The 23,397-nt window shown below is 38.8% G+C and carries 24 protein-coding genes; 17 read left to right on the forward strand and 7 right to left on the reverse strand.

Translation table 11 applies throughout. The features are described 5' to 3' along the window. The first annotated feature begins 9 nt into the window (after positions 1 to 9). The 6 genes from DRW42_RS14540 (at position 10) to DRW42_RS14565 (ending at position 3,967) form a co-directional block, all read left to right on the forward strand. A complete protein-coding gene (locus DRW42_RS14540) occupies positions 10 to 597 on the forward strand; it encodes a hypothetical protein (RefSeq protein WP_113949546.1) in 588 nt (195 codons plus the stop codon). 2 nt (positions 598 to 599) lie between these two features. Continuing rightward, entirely contained in the window at positions 600 to 1,013 is a 414-nt protein-coding gene (locus DRW42_RS14545; RefSeq protein WP_244215287.1) for a GNAT family N-acetyltransferase, read from the forward strand. A gap of 54 nt (positions 1,014 to 1,067) precedes the next feature. Beyond that, a complete protein-coding gene (locus DRW42_RS14550) occupies positions 1,068 to 2,183 on the forward strand; it encodes a M42 family metallopeptidase (RefSeq protein ID WP_113949548.1) in 1,116 nt (371 codons plus the stop codon). Then, positions 2,183 to 2,443, forward strand: a complete 261-nt coding sequence (locus DRW42_RS14555) for a hypothetical protein (RefSeq protein WP_113949549.1) — start codon at positions 2,183 to 2,185, stop codon at positions 2,441 to 2,443. Before DRW42_RS14550 ends, DRW42_RS14555 begins: the two co-directional genes overlap by 1 nt. A 304-nt stretch (positions 2,444 to 2,747) precedes the next feature. After that, on the forward strand, positions 2,748 to 3,437 hold the full coding sequence (gpmA, locus tag DRW42_RS14560; protein WP_113949550.1) for a 2,3-diphosphoglycerate-dependent phosphoglycerate mutase: 690 nt from the start codon (positions 2,748 to 2,750) through the stop codon (positions 3,435 to 3,437). Between the two features lie 125 nt (positions 3,438 to 3,562). Continuing rightward, positions 3,563 to 3,967: a PAS domain-containing protein gene (locus DRW42_RS14565; protein WP_113949551.1), complete on the forward strand. Its 405-nt coding sequence runs from the start codon at positions 3,563 to 3,565 to the stop codon at positions 3,965 to 3,967. Here DRW42_RS14565 and xth read toward each other — a convergent pair whose 3' ends face one another. Further along, the gene (gene xth, locus DRW42_RS14570; RefSeq protein ID WP_113949552.1) at positions 3,968 to 4,744 is read right to left on the reverse strand and encodes an exodeoxyribonuclease III; all 777 of its coding nucleotides are present in this window, start codon (positions 4,742 to 4,744) and stop codon (positions 3,968 to 3,970) included. 241 nt (positions 4,745 to 4,985) lie between these two features. On the opposite strand from xth, the gene DRW42_RS14575 reads away from it, so the two are divergent. Next, a complete protein-coding gene (locus DRW42_RS14575; RefSeq protein ID WP_113949553.1) occupies positions 4,986 to 5,441 on the forward strand; it encodes an RNA polymerase sigma factor in 456 nt (151 codons plus the stop codon). Further along, positions 5,431 to 5,922 (forward strand): hypothetical protein, encoded by a 492-nt coding sequence (locus tag DRW42_RS14580; protein WP_147243751.1) that lies wholly within the window; start codon positions 5,431 to 5,433, stop codon positions 5,920 to 5,922. Before DRW42_RS14575 ends, DRW42_RS14580 begins: the two co-directional genes overlap by 11 nt. Before the next feature lie 121 nt (positions 5,923 to 6,043). Here DRW42_RS14580 and DRW42_RS14585 read toward each other — a convergent pair whose 3' ends face one another. The 5 genes from DRW42_RS14585 to DRW42_RS14605 all read right to left on the reverse strand — a co-directional run bounded on the left by DRW42_RS14585 (position 6,044) and on the right by DRW42_RS14605 (position 10,390). Further along, positions 6,044 to 6,418, reverse strand: a complete 375-nt coding sequence (locus tag DRW42_RS14585) for a response regulator (RefSeq protein ID WP_113949555.1) — start codon at positions 6,416 to 6,418, stop codon at positions 6,044 to 6,046. A gap of 81 nt (positions 6,419 to 6,499) precedes the next feature. After that, positions 6,500 to 7,018 (reverse strand): RNA polymerase sigma factor, encoded by a 519-nt coding sequence (locus tag DRW42_RS14590; protein ID WP_113949556.1) that lies wholly within the window; start codon positions 7,016 to 7,018, stop codon positions 6,500 to 6,502. A gap of 126 nt (positions 7,019 to 7,144) precedes the next feature. Beyond that, positions 7,145 to 7,795 carry a response regulator gene (locus DRW42_RS14595; RefSeq protein ID WP_113949557.1) on the reverse strand — a complete coding sequence of 217 codons (651 nt, stop codon included), beginning with the start codon at positions 7,793 to 7,795 and terminating at the stop codon, positions 7,145 to 7,147. Between the two features lie 40 nt (positions 7,796 to 7,835). Further along, positions 7,836 to 8,906: a PAS domain-containing sensor histidine kinase gene (locus tag DRW42_RS14600; RefSeq protein WP_113949558.1), complete on the reverse strand. Its 1,071-nt coding sequence runs from the start codon at positions 8,904 to 8,906 to the stop codon at positions 7,836 to 7,838. A 368-nt stretch (positions 8,907 to 9,274) separates the two neighbouring features. After that, complete coding sequence (locus tag DRW42_RS14605) at positions 9,275 to 10,390, reverse strand: Gfo/Idh/MocA family protein (protein ID WP_113949559.1); 1,116 nt, start codon at positions 10,388 to 10,390, stop codon at positions 9,275 to 9,277. A gap of 137 nt (positions 10,391 to 10,527) precedes the next feature. On the opposite strand from DRW42_RS14605, the gene DRW42_RS14610 reads away from it, so the two are divergent. From DRW42_RS14610 to DRW42_RS14645, 8 genes are all read left to right on the forward strand, one after another. Continuing rightward, positions 10,528 to 10,944 carry a DUF1801 domain-containing protein gene (locus DRW42_RS14610; RefSeq protein WP_113949560.1) on the forward strand — a complete coding sequence of 139 codons (417 nt, stop codon included), beginning with the start codon at positions 10,528 to 10,530 and terminating at the stop codon, positions 10,942 to 10,944. A gap of 412 nt (positions 10,945 to 11,356) precedes the next feature. Next, a complete protein-coding gene (locus DRW42_RS14615) occupies positions 11,357 to 13,774 on the forward strand; it encodes an alpha/beta hydrolase family protein (RefSeq protein WP_113949561.1) in 2,418 nt (805 codons plus the stop codon). A gap of 337 nt (positions 13,775 to 14,111) precedes the next feature. Further along, positions 14,112 to 15,008: a DnaJ C-terminal domain-containing protein gene (locus DRW42_RS14620; RefSeq protein ID WP_113949562.1), complete on the forward strand. Its 897-nt coding sequence runs from the start codon at positions 14,112 to 14,114 to the stop codon at positions 15,006 to 15,008. A gap of 5 nt (positions 15,009 to 15,013) precedes the next feature. Further along, entirely contained in the window at positions 15,014 to 15,316 is a 303-nt protein-coding gene (locus tag DRW42_RS14625) for a chaperone modulator CbpM (RefSeq protein ID WP_113949563.1), read from the forward strand. A gap of 97 nt (positions 15,317 to 15,413) precedes the next feature. Further along, positions 15,414 to 16,988 (forward strand): helicase HerA-like domain-containing protein, encoded by a 1,575-nt coding sequence (locus DRW42_RS14630; RefSeq protein WP_113949564.1) that lies wholly within the window; start codon positions 15,414 to 15,416, stop codon positions 16,986 to 16,988. 10 nt (positions 16,989 to 16,998) lie between these two features. Continuing rightward, positions 16,999 to 17,661 (forward strand): hypothetical protein, encoded by a 663-nt coding sequence (locus DRW42_RS14635; RefSeq protein WP_147243752.1) that lies wholly within the window; start codon positions 16,999 to 17,001, stop codon positions 17,659 to 17,661. Positions 17,662 to 17,808: 147 nt separating this feature from the next. After that, entirely contained in the window at positions 17,809 to 18,708 is a 900-nt protein-coding gene (locus DRW42_RS14640) for a nucleotidyltransferase family protein (protein WP_113949566.1), read from the forward strand. After that, complete coding sequence (locus DRW42_RS14645) at positions 18,699 to 19,775, forward strand: phosphotransferase enzyme family protein (RefSeq protein ID WP_113949567.1); 1,077 nt, start codon at positions 18,699 to 18,701, stop codon at positions 19,773 to 19,775. The genes DRW42_RS14640 and DRW42_RS14645 overlap by 10 nt, the downstream gene beginning before the upstream one ends. A gap of 839 nt (positions 19,776 to 20,614) precedes the next feature. On the opposite strand, the gene dnaK is transcribed toward DRW42_RS14645, so the two are convergent. Further along, positions 20,615 to 22,519, reverse strand: coding sequence for a molecular chaperone DnaK (gene dnaK / locus DRW42_RS14655; protein WP_113949569.1), 1,905 nt, complete (start codon positions 22,517 to 22,519; stop codon positions 20,615 to 20,617). A gap of 452 nt (positions 22,520 to 22,971) precedes the next feature. Between dnaK and DRW42_RS14660 the strand changes: the two genes are divergently transcribed. Next, the gene (locus tag DRW42_RS14660; protein ID WP_113949570.1) at positions 22,972 to 23,331 is read left to right on the forward strand and encodes a DUF1304 domain-containing protein; all 360 of its coding nucleotides are present in this window, start codon (positions 22,972 to 22,974) and stop codon (positions 23,329 to 23,331) included. Positions 23,332 to 23,397 lie beyond the last annotated feature (66 nt).

The following is a 23,397-nucleotide window of genomic DNA, read 5'->3' on the forward strand; positions in this document are numbered from 1 at the left end:
ATAAATTTCATGAAGTCTAAAAACGCAATCAAAACACTATTTGTCCTCATTATCTGTACATTTATTCTTGGAAGTGCAAGCGCACAGGATAGTACAAAGGTAGATCAACCAACAGAGGTAAAATCTTTGAACAAACTAAAGTTAAGCCTCATCGGGCTGAGTTATGAAAGAGAACAGCGCGTTTCCAAAACAGTTACCTTTTATGGTGCGGCAGGCCTTATAGGAAGTTTTATATACCAAACAACATTCACAATCGACAACAATTATAATTTTAATTCCCATACAGAAACAGATTTTAAAATCTACCCTTCTTTAAATGCAGGTTTCAAGCATTATTATAATTTTGAAAGGAGGGTAAAAAAAGGCAGAAGAACCATTAACAATGCAGCGGGTTACGTGGGTGTTGATTTTCTGGCAATCTTTCCGCCCAAAACCGGTATCAGTAACCAATATAATATTATGCCCCAGTGGGGTTTTCAGGCCGCGGCAAGCAAATGGATAAATTTCGAGCTGGCACTTGGCCCTGCAATCGTAATCGCCCGCTCGGAAACACATTTCGACATCGGCGGAAAAATCGGTTTTAACTTTTTATTATAAGAATGGTCCAGATTGAACAGATATTTCCATCCCTAACCTGGCGCATCAGGCACGAAACCATGTATCCTGATCAGCCTTTTGATATTGTAAAACTGAAAGATGACTTTGATGGCATCCATTTTGGATTATACCTCGATCATCAATTAACAGGCGTGGTTTCGCTTTTTCAGGATGGGGATATTTATCAGTTCAGGAAACTGGCCGTTCTTCCTTCAGCGCAAAAAATGGGCTTAGGTTCACAGCTGATGGATTATATACTTGATTTTTGTAAAATTCAGAAAGCGACAAAACTATGGTGCAATGCCCGTGTAAATGCTAAAGAATTTTATTTTAAATTTGGCTTCCACGAAACCGATAAAACCTTTTTTAAAGATGGGAACGATTTTGTGGTGATGGAAAAAGAATTATCAAGTTAAGTTAAATGAGTATGATGTCTCAAATCTGAATACTCAAATCTCATATCTATTAAAATGGCTAAGAAAAAAGACGACGAAAAAAAGAAACACAATGCTGTAGTAACCAAAAAATCGCTGCAGTTTCTTGAAGAATACATTAATAATCCTGCTCCTACCGGTTACGAATGGGAAGGACAAAAACTCTGGTTAAACTATTTAAAACCTTATATCGACGAGCATTTTATCGATAATTATGGTACTGCTGTTGGTGTAATTAACCCAAAAGCCAGTTTTAAAGTAGTTATTGAAGCTCATGCCGACGAGATTTCGTGGTATGTAAACTATATTACCAATGATGGTTTAATTTACGTAATCCGCAATGGTGGTTCCGACCATCAGATTGCACCTTCAAAACGTGTAAACATCCATACCGAAAAAGGATTGGTTAAAGCCGTATTCGGCTGGCCGGCCATCCATACTCGCCATGGCGAAAAAGAACAGGCACCCGAGTTAAAAAACATCTTTTTGGATTGTGGTTGTACTACAAAAGAAGAAGTTGAAAAACTGGGCATTCATGTAGGCTGCGTAATCACTTACGAAGATGAGTTTATGGTATTAAACGACCGTTACTACGTGGGTCGTGCCTTGGATAACCGTGTTGGTGGTTTTATGATTGCCGAGGTTGCACGTTTATTGAAAGAAAACAAGAAAAAACTTCCTTTCGGTTTGTACATTGTAAACTCGGTACAGGAAGAAATCGGTTTACGCGGGGCCGAAATGATTGCGCAGCGCATTAAACCAAATGTGGCCATCATTACCGATGTAACGCATGATACCACTACCCCGATGATCAATAAAAATATCCAGGGCGATTTATCAGCAGGTAAAGGACCTGTGGTTTCTTATGCTCCGGCTGTACAAACCAATCTGAATAAATTATTGATTAAAACCGCTGAAAAAAATAATATTCCTTTCCAGCGCCAGGCTTCATCACGCTCAACCGGAACCGATACGGATGCTTTTGCTTACTCAAATGGTGGTGTACCTTCGGCATTGATTTCATTGCCACTACGCTACATGCACACTACAGTAGAAATGGTACACAAAGAAGATGTTGATAATGTAATCAGCCTGATTTATGAAAGTTTGCTGAACATTACCGACGGACAGGATTTCAGGGAATTTAAATAATGGAAAAAGTAAACTATAAAAAAATCGTCATCAGAACTTTACTAAAGTTTTTGCTGATTGTTTTGATCGTTTTTGTGGCAAATTCATGGCCAAGTATTAAGCAAAGCTATAGTGGTAATGTGCCACCGCTGGATTACTGGCTCGATCATAGTTTTAAAATCAGTAACATCATCCTTATTTTCGGATTTACGGCTTATTTCTATTATAAAGATTTAACCGATCAGCGAGAACTGGTAGAAAAAGCGAATAAACAGAGTTAAATAAAAGACCGTCATCTCGACTGGAGCGCAGCGCAATGCCTGCCCGTACAGGCGGGGAGAGATCTATCTAGATAGATTTCTCGACTACGTTGCACTCCGCTCGAAATGACGACATTGCCAGGTTGCCCAGTGAGGCAGAAAACTTGACTTTTTTTTGTTAATAAACGCCTTCCTCGACTGAAACGAAAGGACGACATTGTGGAGACACCCAACGCTCCAGTAAACTTAATTTCTTGTAATAAAAAGACAATTTCATCACAATTAGTCTAAAACTTTTCACCTGCCGATTGTTTATTTTACAATTATGAAAAAGATTGTATTAATCCGCCATGGACAAAGTGTTTGGAACCTCGAAAACCGTTTTACAGGCTGGACAGATGTAGATTTATCAGAAAATGGCTATCAGGAAGCCAAAAAAGCAGGCGAAATCTTAAAAAAACACGATTACAATTTCGATATCGCTTTTACTTCCTTGCTAAAAAGAGCGATTAAAACACTTCATATTATTTTAGAAGACCTCGATCACCTATGGATACCCGAATATAAAAGCTGGCATTTAAACGAACGTTTTTACGGTGCCTTACAAGGCCTGAACAAAGCAGAAACAGCCGAAAAATATGGTGCAGACCAGGTTTATAAATGGAGAAGAGATCCTGATGAGGAGCCACCACAAATTGGCAGGGATGATGAACGTTTTCCCGGTAACGACCTCCGTTATCAGCTTTTAAAACCCGAAGAATTACCTTTAACTGAAAACCTGAGCGATACCATTGCCAGGGTACTGCCCTATTGGAACGAAAGCATAGTACCTGCAATAAGCAGGAACGAAAAAGTAATTATATCGGCTCACGGCAATAGCTTAAGGGCACTGATTAAATACATCGATAATTTATCGAATGAAGAAGTAACTGCACTAGAAATACCCACTGGTGTACCGCTGGTTTACGAACTGGATGATAACCTCCAAAAAATACGGCATTATTACCTCGAATAAATTAAAATCTGCCCGGTAAAACAGGCCATTTTTACTAAAACTTTAAGGACTGCGTTTATGACTAGTAATACCCGAAATTATTTTTACATTGTTTCCGTTATTTAACTAGTCAGTTTATCCTTATTATGAGATCAAATAAAAAAAGTATAGATCTCTCAATTATCTGCGATGATCATTGGGATGTTGTATTCGACCATGTTGGTCTGGGCTTTTGGGAATTCAGTGTGGCCACAGGCATACTCCGCTCCACCAGGTCATGCAAAATCAATTTCGGTTACCCACCTGATGGGGTATTAGCGTACGAAACCCTCTTAGGGCTTATATTACCTGAAGATTTAGATCACGTTCAGGATGAAATTGAACTTACCATTTCAGGCGAAAAAAGCAGTTACCATGCTTTATACCGTATCCGCCGCCCGGATGGAGAAATCCGCTGGATTAAAGCCGACGGAATATTATCCCAACAGGACGGCGAAAGTTTAAAATTAATTGGTACAACCTTAGATGTTACTAATTTAAAACAACCATAGTTACATATCATTTAGTTCAATCCACACAGGTCCGTGGTCGCTTGTTTTTTCCCATCCCCTAACGTTCCTATCCACTCCCGCCGATTTTAAGCGATCGCTCGCCTGAGGGCTCAATAAAAAATGATCAATCCGTAAACCTGCGTTTCTGCCATAAGCATTACGGAAATAATCCCAAAAGGTATAAATCGTTTCTTCCGGATATAACTTTCTAATGGCATCTGTCCATCCTTGTGCAAGCAGGTTTTTAAAGGCCAGGCGTGTTTCCGGCCTGAATAAGGCATCTTCTACCCAGCGTTCTGGTTTATAGGCATCCAATTCTGTCGGGATTACATTATAATCTCCAGCCAAAACCACAGGTATATTTTGTGCAAGTAACCCCGCCGCATGTGCAGCAAAACGTTCGAACCATTGCAGTTTATAATCAAATTTTGGTCCGGGCGCCGGGTTACCGTTAGGGAGGTAAAGACAGGCAATGAGCACACCATTAACCATGGCTTCAATATATCGGCTCTGCAGGTCTTCCGGGTCGCCATCTAATCCCCGCCTGGATTCTTTTATTTCTAAATTCCTGGCCAGTATAGCAACGCCGTTCCAGCTTTTTTGCCCATGCCAGATGGCATTATAACCTGCATCTTTAATGGCTTGTTCGGGGAATTTTTCCTGTGGCGCTTTCAGTTCCTGCAGGCACACTACATCAGGTTGTGTTTCTTCCAGCCAGCGTAACAGCACTGGTAAGCGCCCGTTTACACCATTTACATTATAAGTTGCTATTTTCATCTGTATCAGTATGCTTTTATAGTGATAATGCCAAGATAAATCTGCCTGTCGTTTTGCAAATCTTGATGGTTTTCATGTTATAAATCTCCGCATTAAAAGCCAAAAACAGAAAATTGTTGAATATTTTGCTTCTCAACTATCTTTAAACTCTTTTCAGGGCACATTTTATGCAATTAATTAACATAATTTAAAAATTTGGAATTATCTTGCGGTTAATTTAGCGTAACCGTTCCATCATCCCATGCTTAAAGCAGTTTTAAACGTTCCTTCTGCCGAACCAAAAGACATCCGTTGGTTTTATAACCAGTATGCATCTATGCTGCTAGGTTATATCAATGGTATTGTGCAGGATCATCAAAAATCAGAAGAGCACCTGGTTACTATCCTGTCTTCATTTGTCAAGGAGGTAATTTTACAGGAAAAAAGCAAACTGAATATCTGGATGGAACTGCGTCAGTACACACAAGGAAAATTAAAGCTGTTTACTGCCAAAGAACATCATTTAAAATCAACCGGAACTACAAATAAAGGGAATTTAGACCTATTGGATGATCTGCAGCGAAAAGTATTTTGTGCGGTATACTACCATGGAAAATCTATTTCATACCTGGCGGAAACAATGCATAATAATGAGACGGAAATCCGTAATCAGTTAAAGCTGGCGATCGATAAAATGAGGAGGGCAAGTGGAAATTAACAAGATCATAGAAAGTGGTTTAATGGAAACCTATGTAATGGGTATTGCCACTGAAGAGGAAATACAGAAAGTTTTATCACTGAAGAAAGATTATCCTGAATTTAGGGATGCATTGGAACAACTGGAGTTCGACATGGAAGTGCTGGCACAAAATATGGCCATCCAGCCACCTCCGGGCACGCTTGCCAAAATAGAACAGGAAATTAATGAGATACAGCGTCAAAACCAGGCGATACAGCCTGCTAAAGCTTACAGATATGATGATAGTGAGGGGCAGAAAACAAGCCAGGAGCGCTACATTGAGGTAGAAGCTGAATCGAACCAGATGCGGATAAACAAAGCCTGGAAATGGGTTTTTGTAGCTGTTTTTGTATTGGGAAAGATATTTTTGGCTACTGCCATTTATTTTTACCTTGAAAACAGACAGGCACAGGAACAGATTAAAGAATTAAAAATAGAATTAAAGGAAAAGACCAGGTAATAAATCTGTCTTTTTAAAACCAATACTAAGCAGAAGTGTTTAGTTGTTAAGATTCATTCATGTTTGAGCGCATGTTTGAGTTTAGATATGGGGATAGGCCTTTGGTCTGTCCCTTTTTTATTCAAACATTATTTCTTCCCAGCAGCTGATTAATCCTTTCAGTAAGGTTATTGATATCAAAAGGTTTTTCAATCACATCATCAGGATCGCATTCGAGGTTATGACGATCAATAGGAAGCGCAGAAAATAATACTATTGGGAAATGTGCTGTTTGTGGATTGTTTTTTAACAGGTTGCATAACTCACGGCCATCGGCATTTTCCATTCGGATATCCATCAGGATAATATCAGGCGAAAAATCCAGTATAGCGTTTTCTAAACCATCGGCTTTTAAAACACCATGAACAAAATCATGTTCGAAGATTAAATTAATGATATCGTGGATGGTTTCATCATCATCAACAATAAAAATTCGTTTAGCTGGAGACGCACTCATTATGGAGCAAAGCTAATTTAAGTTCCTTAGCCTGCATTCCGTATTTATACCTGATTTTACCCCCTTTGCTAGAGAAATTACCTAAGCTGCCAGGCCATCGCGATAGTTTTTAAGCATCTTTTTTAATAGCCCCCTGGCCACATGGATTTTTGTTTTTACGGTTCCCAGCGGGATATCCAGCTCCGCAGCAATTTCGTGGTATTTATAACCTTCAAAATAACGGCAGAAACAAAAACGACAATCTTCGGGTAATAAATTTAACGACCGCTGAATATCTTCCATCATAAATTTAGCCGTTCCACCGTTTGCTGACGCACTGGGTACCAGCTGAACGGAAGTAAGGTCGTCTTCCTGTTGGATCATTTCATTTTTACGCTTTACCTTGTAATAGTGATTAAGGAAAGTATTTTTCAATATTGTAAAAAGCCAGGCCCTTACATTGCTTCCCAATTCGAATTGTGCCGAAAACCTGAAAGCTTTCATAAAAGTATCCTGAACCAGGTCTGCAGCATCATCCTCATCTCTGGTATAAGCCAATGCACGGTCGAGAAGCGATTGTTTGTATTGATAAATATCGCAATTGAAATTTAATGTTTCCATAAATCGGTTTTGGGATTGTTGTAACTATTCAACAAAATACCATCATCCAATGTTATTGTAAAAATACCCGATTTTTTACGGTTTATTTAAAACAGCAGAAAACACCCTCAAAAATGCCCGAAAATACTAGGAAACGTAGCCATTTCTCATGGCAAAACGCACCAGTGAAGCCGAGTTTTTAGTACCCGTTTTATTAATCAGCGCCTCTCTTTGACTCTCTACAGTACGCCTGCTGAGGTATAATTTATCGGCAATTTCCTGGTTAGTTAAACCATCGGCGATGAGTTTTAACACGTTAATTTCGCGCTCAGAAAAGTTGATTTCAGTGCCCGTTTTTTGCGACAACATATTCAATTGTGTATTAAAACGCTCTAATATTGCAATACATAAATTGGAAGAAAGGTAACGTTTTCCCTTCATTACATGCTGCAGGCAGAACAGCAGTTCGTCTTCTTCTATATCTTTTGAGAGGTAGGCAAAAGCTCCTGAAATAAAGGCATTTGAAGCAAATTTTTCATCATCCAAAATAGAGAGCACCACCACTTTTATATCGTATCCGCCTTCTTTAATTTTGCTCACCAAGCCTATCCCATCAAGATTTGGCATTACAATATCCGATAAAACAATATCAGCTTTTATCCCTTTTTCCAGAAGTTCTAAAACACCTAAACCATCAGATACTTCTGCTACAACTTTAATCCCTTCATGTTTTTCGATCAGTACTTTTAGTGAGGTCCGGATGATATTATGATCGTCCGCAAGAATAATGTTAATCATAATCCAAATATAACTTACGGTATTTTAAAATTAAAAACGGCTACTTAGGCAGCTCGATAAAGAAGGTAGTTCCGACACCGGTTTTACTCTTAAACCAGATTTTTCCTTGATGTAAATCAACAATTGCTTTGATGATGCCCATTCCAAAACCTCCGGATTCTTCACCTTTTAAACCAGGCCTTAAGGTTTCGGGCAAATGGTCGAAAAGTCCGGGCTGCAGCTCATCAGGAATTCCGATACCGTTATCGGTTACCGTTATCAGCACAGTGTTTTCTAATTCTTCGGCATGTATACCAATGTAACCATAATCATCCGTAAACTTCAGTGCGTTGGAAATTAAATTATTGATTACCTGCAGAAACTTCATGCTATCCAGGTGCAGGTAAATTTGTTCTGCAGAACAGGTAAATTTTATATTCTTGGTTTTGCCGAGTTTAGAACGCTTGTAAAAACGAACTACATCGCGAAGCTCCCAAACCAGATCGGCACGCTCTTTACCGATTTCTATAACAGACGATTTAAGGAACTCGCGGTTAATCATACTCCTTACCAGCAATAAATTCCTTTCGCACATATCCTTTATAAAAGCAAGCGAATTCATCATCTGCACATCGCCTGTTTGGGCAATACCATCTTCCATTGATGAGGCTGTTAATTTCATCATGCCCAGTGGTTCTTTTAAATCGTGGGCCAATACCTCCAGGGTGATGTTTTTGCGGGCATTAATCTGTTCGATATGGATTTTGTTGTGCCGCATTACCGTTATATCTTCAACCGTGCCCACCATGAGCCGGCCTTCTTCGATAGCATAAATAATAATACGTACATATTTCTCCCGACCGGGAAACATCAAACGGAATTCGTATTTCTTTTCGGTTCTATCTTCAAGGCATTCTTCGTAACAGGATTTTACATGCTGCAAATCTTCAGGATGTATGTTCTCCATTATCATCTGCGGATTGGCAAAAACCTGATCCAATTCCAATTCCCAGATTTCACCGAAAGATTTATTGAGGTATAAAAAGTTTTGCTGTTCGGGTTCAAAAATAAAATATCCATCAACAGACAAATCGCCTAGTTTACAAAAAAGCTCATTATTTAATCTGGCCATGATTTAGTATTTGTTAATTTTCGATATGAGGGCTTATTTTATCCCTATCAGTTAATCAAATCACAAACATCAAATGCCGAAAAATGTTTTTATACAAAAAAAATGAGCCGAACGGTGTAACAGACAACCCTTTTTAACCCAAAAGATTTAATATGAGTACCGTTTACCAGAGATATTAACATTTTCCACACGATGTGTAAAATTATCTTGCCCAACAAAACCAAGTATTGCCTAAATTGTTATGCATAAAGAGACGATAAAAAAGTCCTGTGAGCGGGTGATCCGCGGAGGGCAGGCACACCATAAAAAAGAGGAAAATCTTTTATCAATAGCCATCAATCAGGTGGCTATTTTTTTTAGCGGGTTTCCTATCTCAAAACAACTTTTTTACCTGTTTTAGCCGAAATTTTGGCGGCTTCTAAAATTTTTACCACTATTAAATTATTCTCCAGAGATGATAAATCGTTTACTGGTTTGATTTCGCCTTTTAATACAGCCGATAAATAATTTAAATGGTTTGCATAAGTAGGCTCCAAATTTTTAGCAGGATAAACTTTGTAACCTTCTTTACCATTGGGTTTTGATCGCAATTCTTTTTCATTAACCGCCTGGATATATCCTGTTGCGCCGAACACTTCCATATCTTTTATACTAAAAGGCCAGTTCCACGAGGCCTCTACAATTCCGGTAGCATCAGGGTATTCCAATAAAAGGGTCGCATCGTCATCCACTTTTGGGTAAACATTCTTTTTGATCTGGTGGGTAATTGCCGTAACAGAAATGGGTGCTTTGCCATCCATTAACCAAGTCATTAAATTGGCACCATAACAACCAAAATCAACCAATGCTCCTGCCCCGTTTTTTTCAGGGTCGGTTAACCAGCTTAAAAATTCCTTACTACAGCCAATTTCTTTTGGTCCCTGGTGCCCATCGTGTACAATGATTTTTCGTAAAGCACCTACACTATTATTTTCCTTTACATTTTTATAAATCTCCTGGTTGCTCGGATACCAAGTAGTTTCGTAATTGGTAAGTACATTTACCTTGTATTGTTTGGCCAGTTCAGCCATTCTTTCGGCCTGTTTAACCGTTACGGCCAAAGGTTTTTCTACCATTACTGATAGGCCCAGCGGAGCTGCTGCTTCTACAACAGCCAAATGATCGCTTACAGCATTATAGGCTAATACCACATCAGGTTTCTTTTTTTTCAATAAATCGGGCAGATTATTGTAAAACAAACTATCGGGTATTTTAAAGCGGGTTTTAAACCTGGTAATCAGTTCGGGATTACTTTCTGCAATACCAATAATATTTACTTCCGCTTTCTGATAACTGTTCATAATCAGGTATACATGATCGTGGTTTAAACCAGCTATCGCCACATTCAGTTTCTGTTGTGCATTAGCGTTAAAAAACGAAAATAATAAACAGATAACAAGGCTATTAACATTCAAAAAATATTTATACGGATGATTTGGTTTCATATCGCTGGTTCTTAAAATTAATGACGACCAATTTAAAAATTTATAAAAGGCTTAGGCCTAACACTTAAAAATATTACAAAGTGGAATTGCATTTTGAAACAATTGTTGAATAAGCTTATATTCATGTTAAAAAAGCAATGGCACAGAATAAAACCACCGAAAACGATTTAAGCGTAACCGACTTTATAAACACTGTAACCGACGAAACCAAAAGGAAAGATTGTTTTGATCTATCTGCAATTATTACTGAAACCACGGGCTTTAAAGCAAAAATGTGGGGACCGGCAATAGTAGGATTTGGAAGCTACCATTATAAATACGAAAGCGGAAGGGAGGGCGATGCGCCATTGGTTGGTTTTTCTCCACGTAAGGATGCCATCTCTTTGTATTTATCTTCTGAATTTAAAAACCGTGAAGAATTACTGACCAGGTTCGGAAAACATAAAAGCGCCAAAGCCTGTATTTATGTAAAAAAATTGAGCGATATCGATGTGGAAGTGTTAAAAGAAATGGTAAGCAATTCTGTAGCACATATTAGGAATTTGTACCCGTAATGATGGAGAATGTAAAATGGATGATGGAATTGGATTATAGTTTACCGTTACTAATGCACACCCTCAAAAGGCATCGTCATTTCGAGCGAAGTGCAACTTGTACCGGTTTCACATCGGTAACGAAGTCGAGAACCACGTAGTGCTCAGCGAAGCTAAATCTATCTCTAGATAGATCTCTCCGTTCCGCTACGCTTCAGTCGAGATGACGACTTATTGGTGTCTTATATCGATAATGCAGTCGAAAAATCTCATTGATTGCCACAGATGCACAGATTAGCACAGAATAACTTCAAAGTTTAAAACTTGAAGTCTCTTTGCGGTAGCGATTAACATGTAAATAAGAAGTTACGCGATAATACCTTAAATTTTCCAATATTTGAATTATTCCTTATTTCGAACAAACTAACTGGAAATGATTAAAAAATTACACCTCTATTTATTAATAGCTGGTACATGTGCATCGTTAAGTGCAAGCGCGCAGGATGCCATCAGCTACCAAACCCCACCAAAAGAAATTGCCGACCTGTTACTTGCTAAACCCACTCCAGGCGTTAGCATAGATGGCAAGGCAGAGTGGATCCTCTTTAGCGAGCGTAACTCTTATCCTTCGGTCGAGGAACTGGCCATGCCCGAGTACCGTATTGCCGGTTTAAGGTTAAACCCAAATAACTATTCACCAAGCAGACAGACTTATATTAATAATTTCAGTCTTAAAAATATCAAGTCGAACCAAACTTTTCAGGTTGCAGGTTTGCCAACGCCATTATATGCGGGTAATATCAGCTGGAACCCTTCGGAAAATAAAATTGCCTTCACCAACACCACTCAAAAAGGTGTAGATCTTTATATTATCGATCTGACCACGAAAAAAGCAACTAAAACCAATAAAGCATTCTTAAACGTAGTTTTAGGCAGCGGCCTTACCTGGTTAAATGATAATACCATTATTTACCGTACCGTAACAAAACCGGCAAGTGCAGCACCTGCAAAACCTTTAATGCCAAAAGGTCCAACCATCCAGCAAAATTTAGGCAAAGCTGCACCAAGTGTAACGTATCAGGATTTAATTAAATCACCTTTCGATGAGCAGTTGTTCGAGTTTTTTGCGACTTCGCAACTGGTTAAGAATACCGCCGGCGTAGAAACCCCGATCGGTAAACCGGCCATTTATGGATCTACAAGTTTATCGCCTGATAAAAACTATATGATGGTAGAAACCATCCGCAAGCCATTTTCATATCTTGTATCGGCTTATGGTTTTCCTTCAACAGTAAGTATTACCGATTTAACAGGTAAAACCATCAAGGTTATTGCAGAGCTGCCATCATCAGAAGGTACACCATCTGGTTATGATAATACCCAAAACGTAGCGCGTGGTTTTGATTGGCGCGACGACGAACCCGCAACTTTGGTTTGGAGCAAACCTTTAGATAGTGGTCTGATCAAAAAAGATGTGCCTTTTCACGATGCCGTTTATGCCTTAAGTGCACCTTTTAGCGGAGCTGAAAAAGAATTATTTAAAACAAAAACACGTTATCGTGGGGTACAATGGGGCGATGCAAACCTTGCTCTGATTATGGAAGGATTGCGTAGCAAACAAACCAGCAAGGTAAGCCGCTACAATCCAACCACCGGAGCAGTAGAAGAATTATACAGCCGTAACCAAACCGATGCTTATGGCAACCCGGGTTCGCCTGTTACCGTTAAAAATAAATACGGCCGTCAGGTGATTAAAACCGTTGATAATGGAACTAAGTTGTTATTGAACAACATTGTAGGTTCATCAGAAAAAGGAGATTTACCTTTTCTGGCCAAATTTGATTTAGCTACCAAAAAGAACGAAATTATCTGGCGCAGTGCCGAAGGTACTTTCGAGTATGTAAGCGATGTGATCAATCCCGATAAACTGGTTTTACTTACCCGGAAAGAAAGTCAGAAGCTGGTTCCAAACTACTTTATTAAAAACCTGATGCTGCGTATAGCAGATCAGCCAATTACCAATTTCACCAATCCATACCCATCACTAGAGGGCATTACCAAAGAGAAAATTTCTTATAAACGTGCTGATGGGGTTGATTTAACCGGCGATTTATATTTACCAAAAGGATATAACAAGGATAAAGATGGTCCGTTGCCAACTTTAATATGGGCTTACCCTCGCGAGTTTAACTCTGCTGCAGATGCTGCACAGATACGTGGATCGAAAGACAAGTTTACCACCATTAGCTGGGCTTCTCCTATATTTTGGGTAACCCGTGGTTACGCCGTGTTAGATAATGCCGAAATGCCGATTGTAGCCAAAGATGGTAAAAAACCTAACGATACTTTTGTAGATCAGTTACAGTTAAATGCCGAGGCAGCCATTAATAAATTATCGGATTTAGGTGTTGGCGATAAAAAGCGTATGGCCGTTGGTGGTCACAGTTACGGCGCATTTATGACCGCGAACTTATTGGCGCACACCAATCTTTTTGCTGCAGGCATTGCACGCAGTGGTGCTTATAACCGTACACTTACGCCGTTTGGTTTCCAGAACGAAGAACGCACTTACTGGCAGGCGCCTCAGTTGTATTACGAAATGAGTCCGTTCAGTTATGCCGATAAAATCAAAACGCCAATATTATTAATCCACGGCGATTCTGACGATAACCCGGGTACTTTCCCGATTAATAGCGAACGTTTGTTTAATGCCATCAAAGGTGCCGGAGGTACTACCCGTTTCGTGTTTTTACCTTACGAAGCACACAGCTACCGCGGCAAAGAAAACCTGTTGCACATGCTTTGGGAGCAGGATCAATGGCTGGAAAAATATGTGAAAAACAAAAAATAAATTTCTCTCTACCTTTATCGATTAAAGTGCCTCAATTTGGGGCACTTTTTTTGTTTATGATGCTTCTGATTTGGCGTCTGATATTATGCCTCACACTCCCATATTTTTTTGCCACAGAGGCACAGATTAGCACGGAATATTTCTTCATTTTCTTTGTGTACTTAGCGTACACTCTTCGTGTCCTTTGCGGTTAAAAAGCCACGAATACTTCTAACTCTACTCTTTTTGCTCTACGCGCAACGCTCCCTGCTCTCCGCCCTATGCCCAATTCCACTTGAAAAACCTTACATTTATGCTATAGAACTGAACATAACCTTTATTTATTTGTTAAGCCATTATGGACTACATAGACTATTATAAAATCCTCGATTTAAAAAAAGATGCAAGCACAGAGGATATTAAAAAAGCTTATAGAAAACTAGCCCGGAAACACCATCCCGATCTCAACCCGAACAACGAGGAAGCCAATAAAAAATTCCAGCAGATTAATGAGGCAAACGAAGTATTGAGCGATCCGGAGAAGCGGAAAAAATACGACAAATATGGTAAAGACTGGCAGCATGCAGATCAACTGGATGCGCAGGAGCAACAACGCAGGCAATACCAGTCGCAGGGCGGAGGTTATGGTGGCAACAGCTATTCGGGTGGTTTTGGTGGCGAAGATTTCTCTGATTTCTTTTCTTCCATGTTTGGCGGCGGCGGTGGCCGAAGCAGCAAAAACTCACCTTTTAAAGGGCAGGATTACAATGCCGATTTACAATTAAACCTGCTCGATGCCTATACCACGCATAAACAAACCTTAACCGTTAACGGCAAACAGGTACGCATTACCATACCGGCGGGTGTGGAAAACGGACAAAAAATCAAACTTCCGGGCTATGGTGCACCGGGTGTTAATAATGGTCCTCCGGGCGATTTATTTATCAAATTTAACATCACTGATGATCCTAAATTCAAACGGAAAGGTAACGACATTTATATCCAGGAAGAGGTGGATCTGTATACAGCGGTTTTGGGTGGAGAAAAAATTGTAGAAACCTTAAACGGTAAAGTAAAACTTAAAATACCCGAAGGCACACAGCCCGACACTACCCTTCGTTTAAAGGGCAAGGGATTTCCGGTTTACAAAAAAGACAATCAGTTTGGCGATCTGTATATTAAATGGCAGGTTAAAATACCAACCAATTTAAATACGGAACAAAAAGAACTTTTCGAAAAACTTTCCAAATTCTAACCATTATGGAAACCTATCTTATACCAGTAGAAGATATCTGCGCTTATCATCATGTAGAAATTAATTTTATCCGGTCTCTCGAAGATTTCGGACTGATCCACACCACCATTAAAAAGCAATCTGTTTTTTTGCCGATTGATGAGTTATCCAAACTGGAGCAATATCTACGTTTGGCACAAGACCTTGAGATCAATTTAGAAGGCATCCACGCCGTTTCACATCTGCTTAACCAGGTGCAGGATTTGCAGGATAAAATAACCTTTCTCCAAAACGAACTAAATTATTATAAGCAGCTTAACCAGCACTGATAAACAATCGTTTGTGCAATATTTTGTATCAAAAGTGCTAATATAAACGCGACCTTTTTAAGATATGTTTCTTAAATTGGCAATCTAATTTTAAAAAATGAGCGATCTTTCTTCAAAATTCATCGAAAAAATAAAATCATCCTATGCCCCAACGGGCTCGTACATTTATTTAGGCGCCGGAATTTTAGACGGACAGGTTTACAGCGAAGCCGAAGTTAATTTATCATTAAAGATGATGAACAGACATGGCTTAATCGCAGGTGCAACAGGAACAGGTAAAACACGTACATTACAATTACTGGCCGAGCAGTTATCTGATGCCGGTGTGCCCGTTTTTATGCTGGATGTGAAAGGAGATTTATCTGGTTTAAACCAGCCAGGAGCAGTAAACCCCAAAATTGAAGAAAGGGCACAACAACTGAATAAAGCCTTTTCGCCAACCGGTTTCCCTGTAGAGATTTATTCCCTTTCGGGCAAAATGGGTGCTCAGATGCGCGCAACCGTATTGGAGTTTGGGCCAACGCTTTTATCAAAAATTTTAGATTTAAACGATACGCAGTCTGGTGTTTTGGCAGTTATTTTTAAATATGCAGATGATAATAAACTACCGATAATCGATTTAAACGATTTAAAAAAACTGGTATCCTACCTTTCAGAAGGTGCAGGTGCAGCAGAAATAAAAAGCAGTTATGGCAGTATTTCTACGGCAACATCTGGCACCATGTTAAGAAAAATTGTTGCGATAGAACAACAGGGATTAGGTGGCATGTTTGGCGAAAAATCATTCGATATCGAAGACCTTTTCGAACGGGTTGATGGCAAAGGAACCATTAGTTTATTAAACATTGCCGATGTGCAGAACCAGCCCGTATTATATTCTACATTTTTATTAAGCTTATTGGCCGAGTTATTTAATACCATGCCCGAGGTTGGTGATTTAGATAAGCCAAAGCTGGTCTTCTTTTTTGATGAGGCACATTTACTTTTCAAAAACTCTTCTAAAGCATTTTTAGAACAGATTGAAACCATTATCAGGTTAATCCGTTCAAAAGGAGTTGGTGTTTTCTTTTGTACGCAGGCACCTACCGATGTTCCTGAAAGTGTTTTAGGCCAGCTGGGTAACCGTGTTCAACATGCATTGAGGGCTTTTACCCCAAATGATGTAGATGCGCTGAAAAAGACTGTTAACACCTATCCTAAATCAGATTTTTACGAGATTGATAAAATATTAACTTCATTAGGTACCGGACAGGCTTTAGTAACCGTACTCAATGAGAAAGGTATTCCAACAGAGGTTTCAGCAACCTTGCTTACTCCGCCGAGGGCTATTATGGGGCCACTCACCGCGGCCGATTTTGATCAGGTGGTTCATTCGAGTGCTTTGTATTCCAAATATAAAGATGCTGTTGATCCGGAAAGTGCTTATGAGATTTTAACCAAACGCATTAACGATCAAACTGCTGCTGCCGAACAGCAAAAGCAGGAGGCTGAGGCCCAAAAGCAGGAAGAAGAAGAAAGCAGGCCAAAACCCGGGGAAAAAAGCATTGTTGAACAGGTAATGGGCGCAACCATTACCCGCCAGATAGGCAAAGAAATTGTGCGAGGTATTTTTGGTATGCTTACCGGAAAAAAAACACGGTCAAAAACCGGTGGCGGACTTTTTGGATTCTAAAAATCAGCTTATGAAATATCTAATTATTATACTCTCCTTCTGCTCTATAGTAACTCATGCGCAATACATTGTTCAGCCTTACGGCGACATGCAGGGAACTCCTTTAAAGGAAATCAAATATGAGAATGTTGATGGCACCCCATATCTTTTAGATTATTGGATAAAGGGCAAAGTAACTTTGAAATCTGGAAAACAATATGCAGATATGTCCTTAAAATATGATGTGATGGATGATAAACTTATTTTTCAGGGAGAGAATGGTAATTCGATGTATTTCACAGAACCAGTAACAGCATTTGAACTTAGCAACATTAGTTCAGGCAGATCAAGTAAATTTGTGAACGGATTACCTGCAGCAGATCATTATAACAATCTATCATACTATGAAGTTATTTTTTCGGGGCAGATTTCTTTATTAAAAAAAACAAGCAAAACCATTACCGAAAACAAAGAGTATGGCTCTGCGGTAGTTAATAAATCTTTTAAGACAACAAATAGTTATTTTTCACTTTCAGATGGAAAATTTTCAAAAATCACACTAAATAAGAAAACAATTACAACTTTATTTCCCTCAAAAGAACAGCAATTGAGCGACTACCTGAAAAAAGAAAAAATTGACCTAAAAAATGATGGTGATTTAGAGAGGTTATTAGAATACTTAAATAAAATTTAAAACATAATAAACATATATCCGTTTGATCAAATTTAAATGGTATTGCTATTTTCGCAATATAAATCCAGCAGATAAATAAGCGTCAGGCAATAACACAATTTTTAATCATCAAAGGCCTAGCCTTACAAATAAAATAATAAACAATAGATGAAACCCACCCTATTAATATTGGCAGCCGGTATGGCAAGCCGTTATGGAAGTATGAAACAGATTGATGGTTTTGGTCCCAATGGCGAAACCATTATCGATTATTCAATATACGATGCAATAAATGCCGGTTTCGGTAAAGTTGTATTTATCATTAAAGAAGAGTTTGTAGATAATTTTAAAGCCATTTTTGAACCAAAACTGGCAGGTAGAATAGAAACCGATTATGTTTTCCAAAATTTCGATTTAAAACAGTTTGGTATAGAAGAAGAAATTTACAGGGAAAAACCATGGGGTACCGCGCACGCAATCCTATCAGGCCGGAACGTAATTAAAGAACCCTTCTGTGTAATTAACGCCGATGACTATTATGGTTTCGATGCTTTTAAAAAAATGGTCGATTTCTTAACTACAGAAGTAACTGATAGCAACTACTCCATCATCGGTTACCAGATTGGTAAAACTTTATCAGAATTTGGTGCAGTTTCTCGCGGTGTTTGTAAAGTAGATGCAGCGGGTAACCTTGAAGAAATTATTGAACGTACTAAAGTTTACCCTAAAGATGGCAGCATTTTTTACGAAGAAAACGGCGAAGAATTTCCATTGGCTTACGAAACTCCTGTTTCGATGAATTTCTGGGGCTTTACACCGGCTGTTTTCAAAATTACCGAAGAACTTTTTAGAGAATTTACAGAAGCAAATAAAGATAAGCCTAAAGCAGAATTCTTTATCCCGTTAATTGGCGAAAACCTGGTAAAAAGCAATACTGCAACCTTTAAAGTAGTACCTACCGATAATAAATGGTTTGGTGTAACTTATAAAGAAGACAAACCTTATGTTCAGGATAGTATTGACCAGTTGGTTAAGAACGGAACATATCCGGAAAAACTATGGAACTAAATTTAGATTCCGAAGTTTTAGAAGCCTACGGATATACTAAAGAAAATACAAAAATTACGCAGATAGGTACGGGTTTAATTAACCGTACTTATCTGCTTTCTCCATCAATTGAAGAGAAAAAATACATTCTTCAAAACATCAATACTTCGGTTTTTAAATCGCCGCAGGCCATTGCCAATAACCTTAGGGCTATTGCTGATTATCTCAGCATTACTTCTCCCGATTATCTTTTTATCAAACCTGTTTCAACTGCTAAGGGCGAAGAAATGGCCCATATTAAAAACGAACATTGGCGCATGCTCCCCTTTGTACCAGATACCATTTCACTGGATGTGCTTGCCGATCCTAAACAGGCCTACGAAGCAGCAAAACAATTTGGTAAACTCAGCCGCTTATTAAACAAATTTGATGCAAAAACACTAGAGCCTACCATTCCGGGTTTTCATGACCTTAATTTAAGATACGAACAGTTTATACAGGCATTAAACCGGGCAGAAGAACAGCTTAAAGAAGATGCAAAAACAGAGATAGAAGATGCATTAGCACATCAATATATCCTTGACTATTATGTTTCCTATCTGCATAGAGATGATTTCCCGGATCGTGTAATGCACCATGACACTAAAATAAGTAACGTATTACTGGATAGCGGAACCAATGAAGGCATTTGCGTGATCGACTTGGATACCATTATGCCCGGCAAATTCATTTCTGACCTGGGCGACATGATGCGAACTTATCTCTGTGCTTTCTCTGAAAATGAAACCGATCTGAACAAGGTCAAAATACGCTTACCTTATTTTGAAGCGATGATAAAAGGTTATTTATCTCAAATGAAGGACATTTTAACCGAAACAGAAAAAGAGCTTATTTTATTTTCGGGCAAATACATGATTTACATGCAGGCTCTACGCTTTTTAAGCGACTTTTTAAGCGGAAACGAATACTACCCGACAAGTTATCCCACACAGAATTTAGACCGCGTTAAAAACCAATTTAAACTGCTACATGAAATTGCTGTAAACGAAAAGGAGTTACAGGATATTATTGAAGAGAATCTGGTTTAGATGGTGTTCGTCACCCTGAATTTATTTCAGGGTCTTAATTGCTGGAAAGATGCTGAAATAAATTCAGCATGACGAGATACCAGCCGTAATGTCTCGCTATGATCCACAAACTAATTTTAACAGCATACGATGAAAATAAACAACTTTAAACTTTGGCTGTTCATTCTCACATCAATTGTCTTTTTCATTTTTACGATTATAACACTTATTACATGCGCAGCGGTTGAGGAAGGTACCGATGGAAACAGCTCAACTATACGGGCAATAGCCAAACTATATAATATTTTTCGTTTTCCTACACATACTTTGCTCTTTAGGTTTATGAACGGACCTATTTTCGTCATAGGATTATTGTTCAATAGTTTATTTTATGGGTTCTTAACAGAACGAATTGTTTTTCTACTGCGTAACAGAAAATTAACTTAACAGGTTTTGAACAAATAAACATTTAAGGAACATATAAGGTAACTCAATCGCTGTTAAAAATCCTCCCAAAAGCTTTAAGCCCTCCTCCATAAACCCGACAGCAGCGATTCCGATCCTTCATCGGAAGTAGCGAATGGCGGGACTATAGTTCCCGAAGAGTACTAAACCGTTCGTTTTCAAAAAAACAAAAAATATTAAAAAAAAGCCGTCATCTCGACCGGAACGCAGTGAAGCGGAGAGATCTATCTCGATAGATTTCTCGACTGCGTTGCTCTCCGCTCGAAATGACGACCTCTATTAAAACCTGCGAGGTTTAGAAAGTGTACAAAAAAAAAGCGCTCCTGAATTTAATCAAGAACGCTTTCTATTTTTATCCTCCCAAGACTCTCGACTCAGGATTGAAGACTCAAGACTTATTTATCTTCTTTCACTTCTTCAAAATCAACATCGGTAACGTTATCGCCACCACCCTGAGGCTGACCATCAGCTTGTGGTTGCTCACCACCTTGAGGCTGACCGCCATCTTTATACATTTCCTCAGATGCTGCATTCCATGCATTTTGCAATTCAGCTTGTGCTGCATCGATATCTGCAAAGTTACGTGAACCGTGAGCTGCTTTTAATTTCTCTAAACCAGCTTCGATCGGTGCTTTTTTATCAGCAGATAATTTATCACCAAATTCTTTTAACTGTTTTTCAGTAGAGAAGATCAATGCATCAGCACCGTTAATTTTATCAGCTTCTTCTTTTGCTTTTGCATCATCTGCAGCATTAGCTTCAGCTTCTTCTTTCATTTTTTTGATCTCAGCATCAGTTAAACCTGAAGACGCTTCGATACGGATTTTTTGCTCTTTACCGGTAGCTTTATCTTTTGCACTTACGTGTAAGATACCGTTGGCATCAATATCGAATGATACTTCTACCTGAGGCACACCACGAGGCGCTGGTGGAATACCATCTAAAATGAAACGACCAATTGTACGGTTTTGAGCGGCCATAGGGCGCTCACCCTGTAAAATGTGGATCTCTACCGAAGGCTGGTTATCAGCAGCAGTTGAGAAAGTTTCAGATTTTTTGGTTGGGATAGTTGTATTAGACTCAATTAATTTAGTCATTACACCACCCATAGTTTCGATACCTAATGATAAAGGAGTAACGTCTAACAACAATACATCTTTTACATCACCGGTTAATACACCACCTTGAATAGCAGCACCGATAGCTACAACCTCATCAGGGTTAACACCTTTACTTGGTTCTTTACCAAAGAAAGCTTTAACAGCCTCCTGGATTGCAGGGATACGGGTTGAACCACCTACAAGGATAATTTCGTCGATATCGCTTGTGCTTAAACCAGCATTTTTCAAAGCAGATTTACAAGGATCAATTGTACGTTTAATTAAACTATCAGCCAATTGCTCAAATTTAGCACGAGATAATGTACGTACCAAGTGTTTAGGGCCGCTGGCATCAGCAGTAATATATGGTAAGTTAATTTCGGTTGAAGTTGTGCTTGATAACTCAATTTTAGCTTTCTCAGCAGCTTCTTTTAAACGTTGTAACGCCATTGGATCTTTAGAAAGGTCCATGTTGTTTTCTGATTTAAACTCATCAGTTAACCAGTCAATAATGATGTGGTCAAAGTCATCACCACCTAAGTGGGTATCACCATCTGTTGATTTTACTTCAAAAACGCCGTCACCTAATTCCAATACAGAAACGTCGTGTGTACCACCACCACAGTCAAACACAACAATTTTCATGTCTTTGTGTGCTTTATCCAAACCATAAGCTAAAGCAGCTGCAGTTGGCTCGTTAATGATACGTTTTACAGATAAACCTGCAATTTCACCAGCTTCTTTAGTAGCCTGACGTTGTGCATCATTAAAATAAGCAGGTACAGTAATTACTGCTTCGGTAACTTCCTGACCAAGGAAATCTTCAGCAGTTTTTTTCATTTTTTGTAAAATCATGGCAGAAATCTCTTGTGGAGTATATTTTCTGTCGTCGATTTCTACACGTGGTGTATTGTTATCACCTTTAACTACTTTATATGGTACGCGGCCAGCTTCTTTAGCACTTTCGTCATAGCTGTTACCCATAAAGCGTTTAATCGAATATATCGTTTTTGTTGGGTTGGTTATAGCCTGACGTTTAGCAGGCTCGCCAACCTTACGCTCACCGTTTTCTGCAAAAGCAACAATAGACGGTGTAGTACGTTTACCCTCACTGTTTGCGATAACTACAGGCTCGTTGCCCTCCATTACGCTCACGCAAGAGTTTGTTGTTCCTAAGTCTATTCCAATAATTTTTCCCATTGTATTTTTAATTTCTCTTTTTAAAGTATTATAATTTCTACTCCTATTAAACAATGCTTGTGCCAATTGGTTTTTGGCAGAAAATATCGTTAAAAGACTGATAAAATGTAAAAAAAGACGCCTTAGTTTACTGACAGCATGACAGAAGAGTATGGAAAATGTGCGATGGCAGATGGATGAGGGGTGATCAAAAAACAAAGTAGAAAGACTAAAGACCAAAGCAGCGTGAATTATTTAAAATAATTTGAAAATGAATGTCAGAAATACTTCGGACATACCAGCCCCGCTATATGCTTTACTTCGTTACACTCGTGTTCGCTCCTATCGGGTTTATGTACAAAGGCAGGTGCAAAAAATCCCCACAAAGTTTCCTATATTTAAAATTACAATCCATCTGTGGAATCATTTAAATCAATATAATCTCTTTAAAAATCAGTGTAATCCTTATTAATATGCAAATAGCAGCTCAAATTATAATCGGCTTAGTAGCCTTGATCCACCTCTATATCCTTTGGTTAGAAATGTTCGCATGGACCACCAGGGCGCCAAAAGTTTTTAAAACCATCCCGAAAGATTTATTCCCTCCAACCAAAACATTGGCTGCAAACCAGGGTTTGTACAATGGTTTTTTAGCTGCAGGTTTAATCTGGTCGTTATGCATCAGCGATCATCACTGGAGGTTTTATGTGGCCATATTCTTCTTAACCTGCGTAATTATTGCAGGCATTTATGGTGCCGCAACTGCCAGCAAAAAGATCCTGTATGTGCAATCAATCCCGGCATTGGTAGCTTTGATTTTATTGCATTTATAAACAATGCTATGGGTTGGTGTCGCGTCCAATGCTATTAACTTAGTGTTATAAATATTTGAAAATCAT

It is taken from the genome of Pedobacter miscanthi (genome assembly GCF_003315595.1).
GTDB classification, from domain to species: domain Bacteria; phylum Bacteroidota; class Bacteroidia; order Sphingobacteriales; family Sphingobacteriaceae; genus Pedobacter; species Pedobacter miscanthi.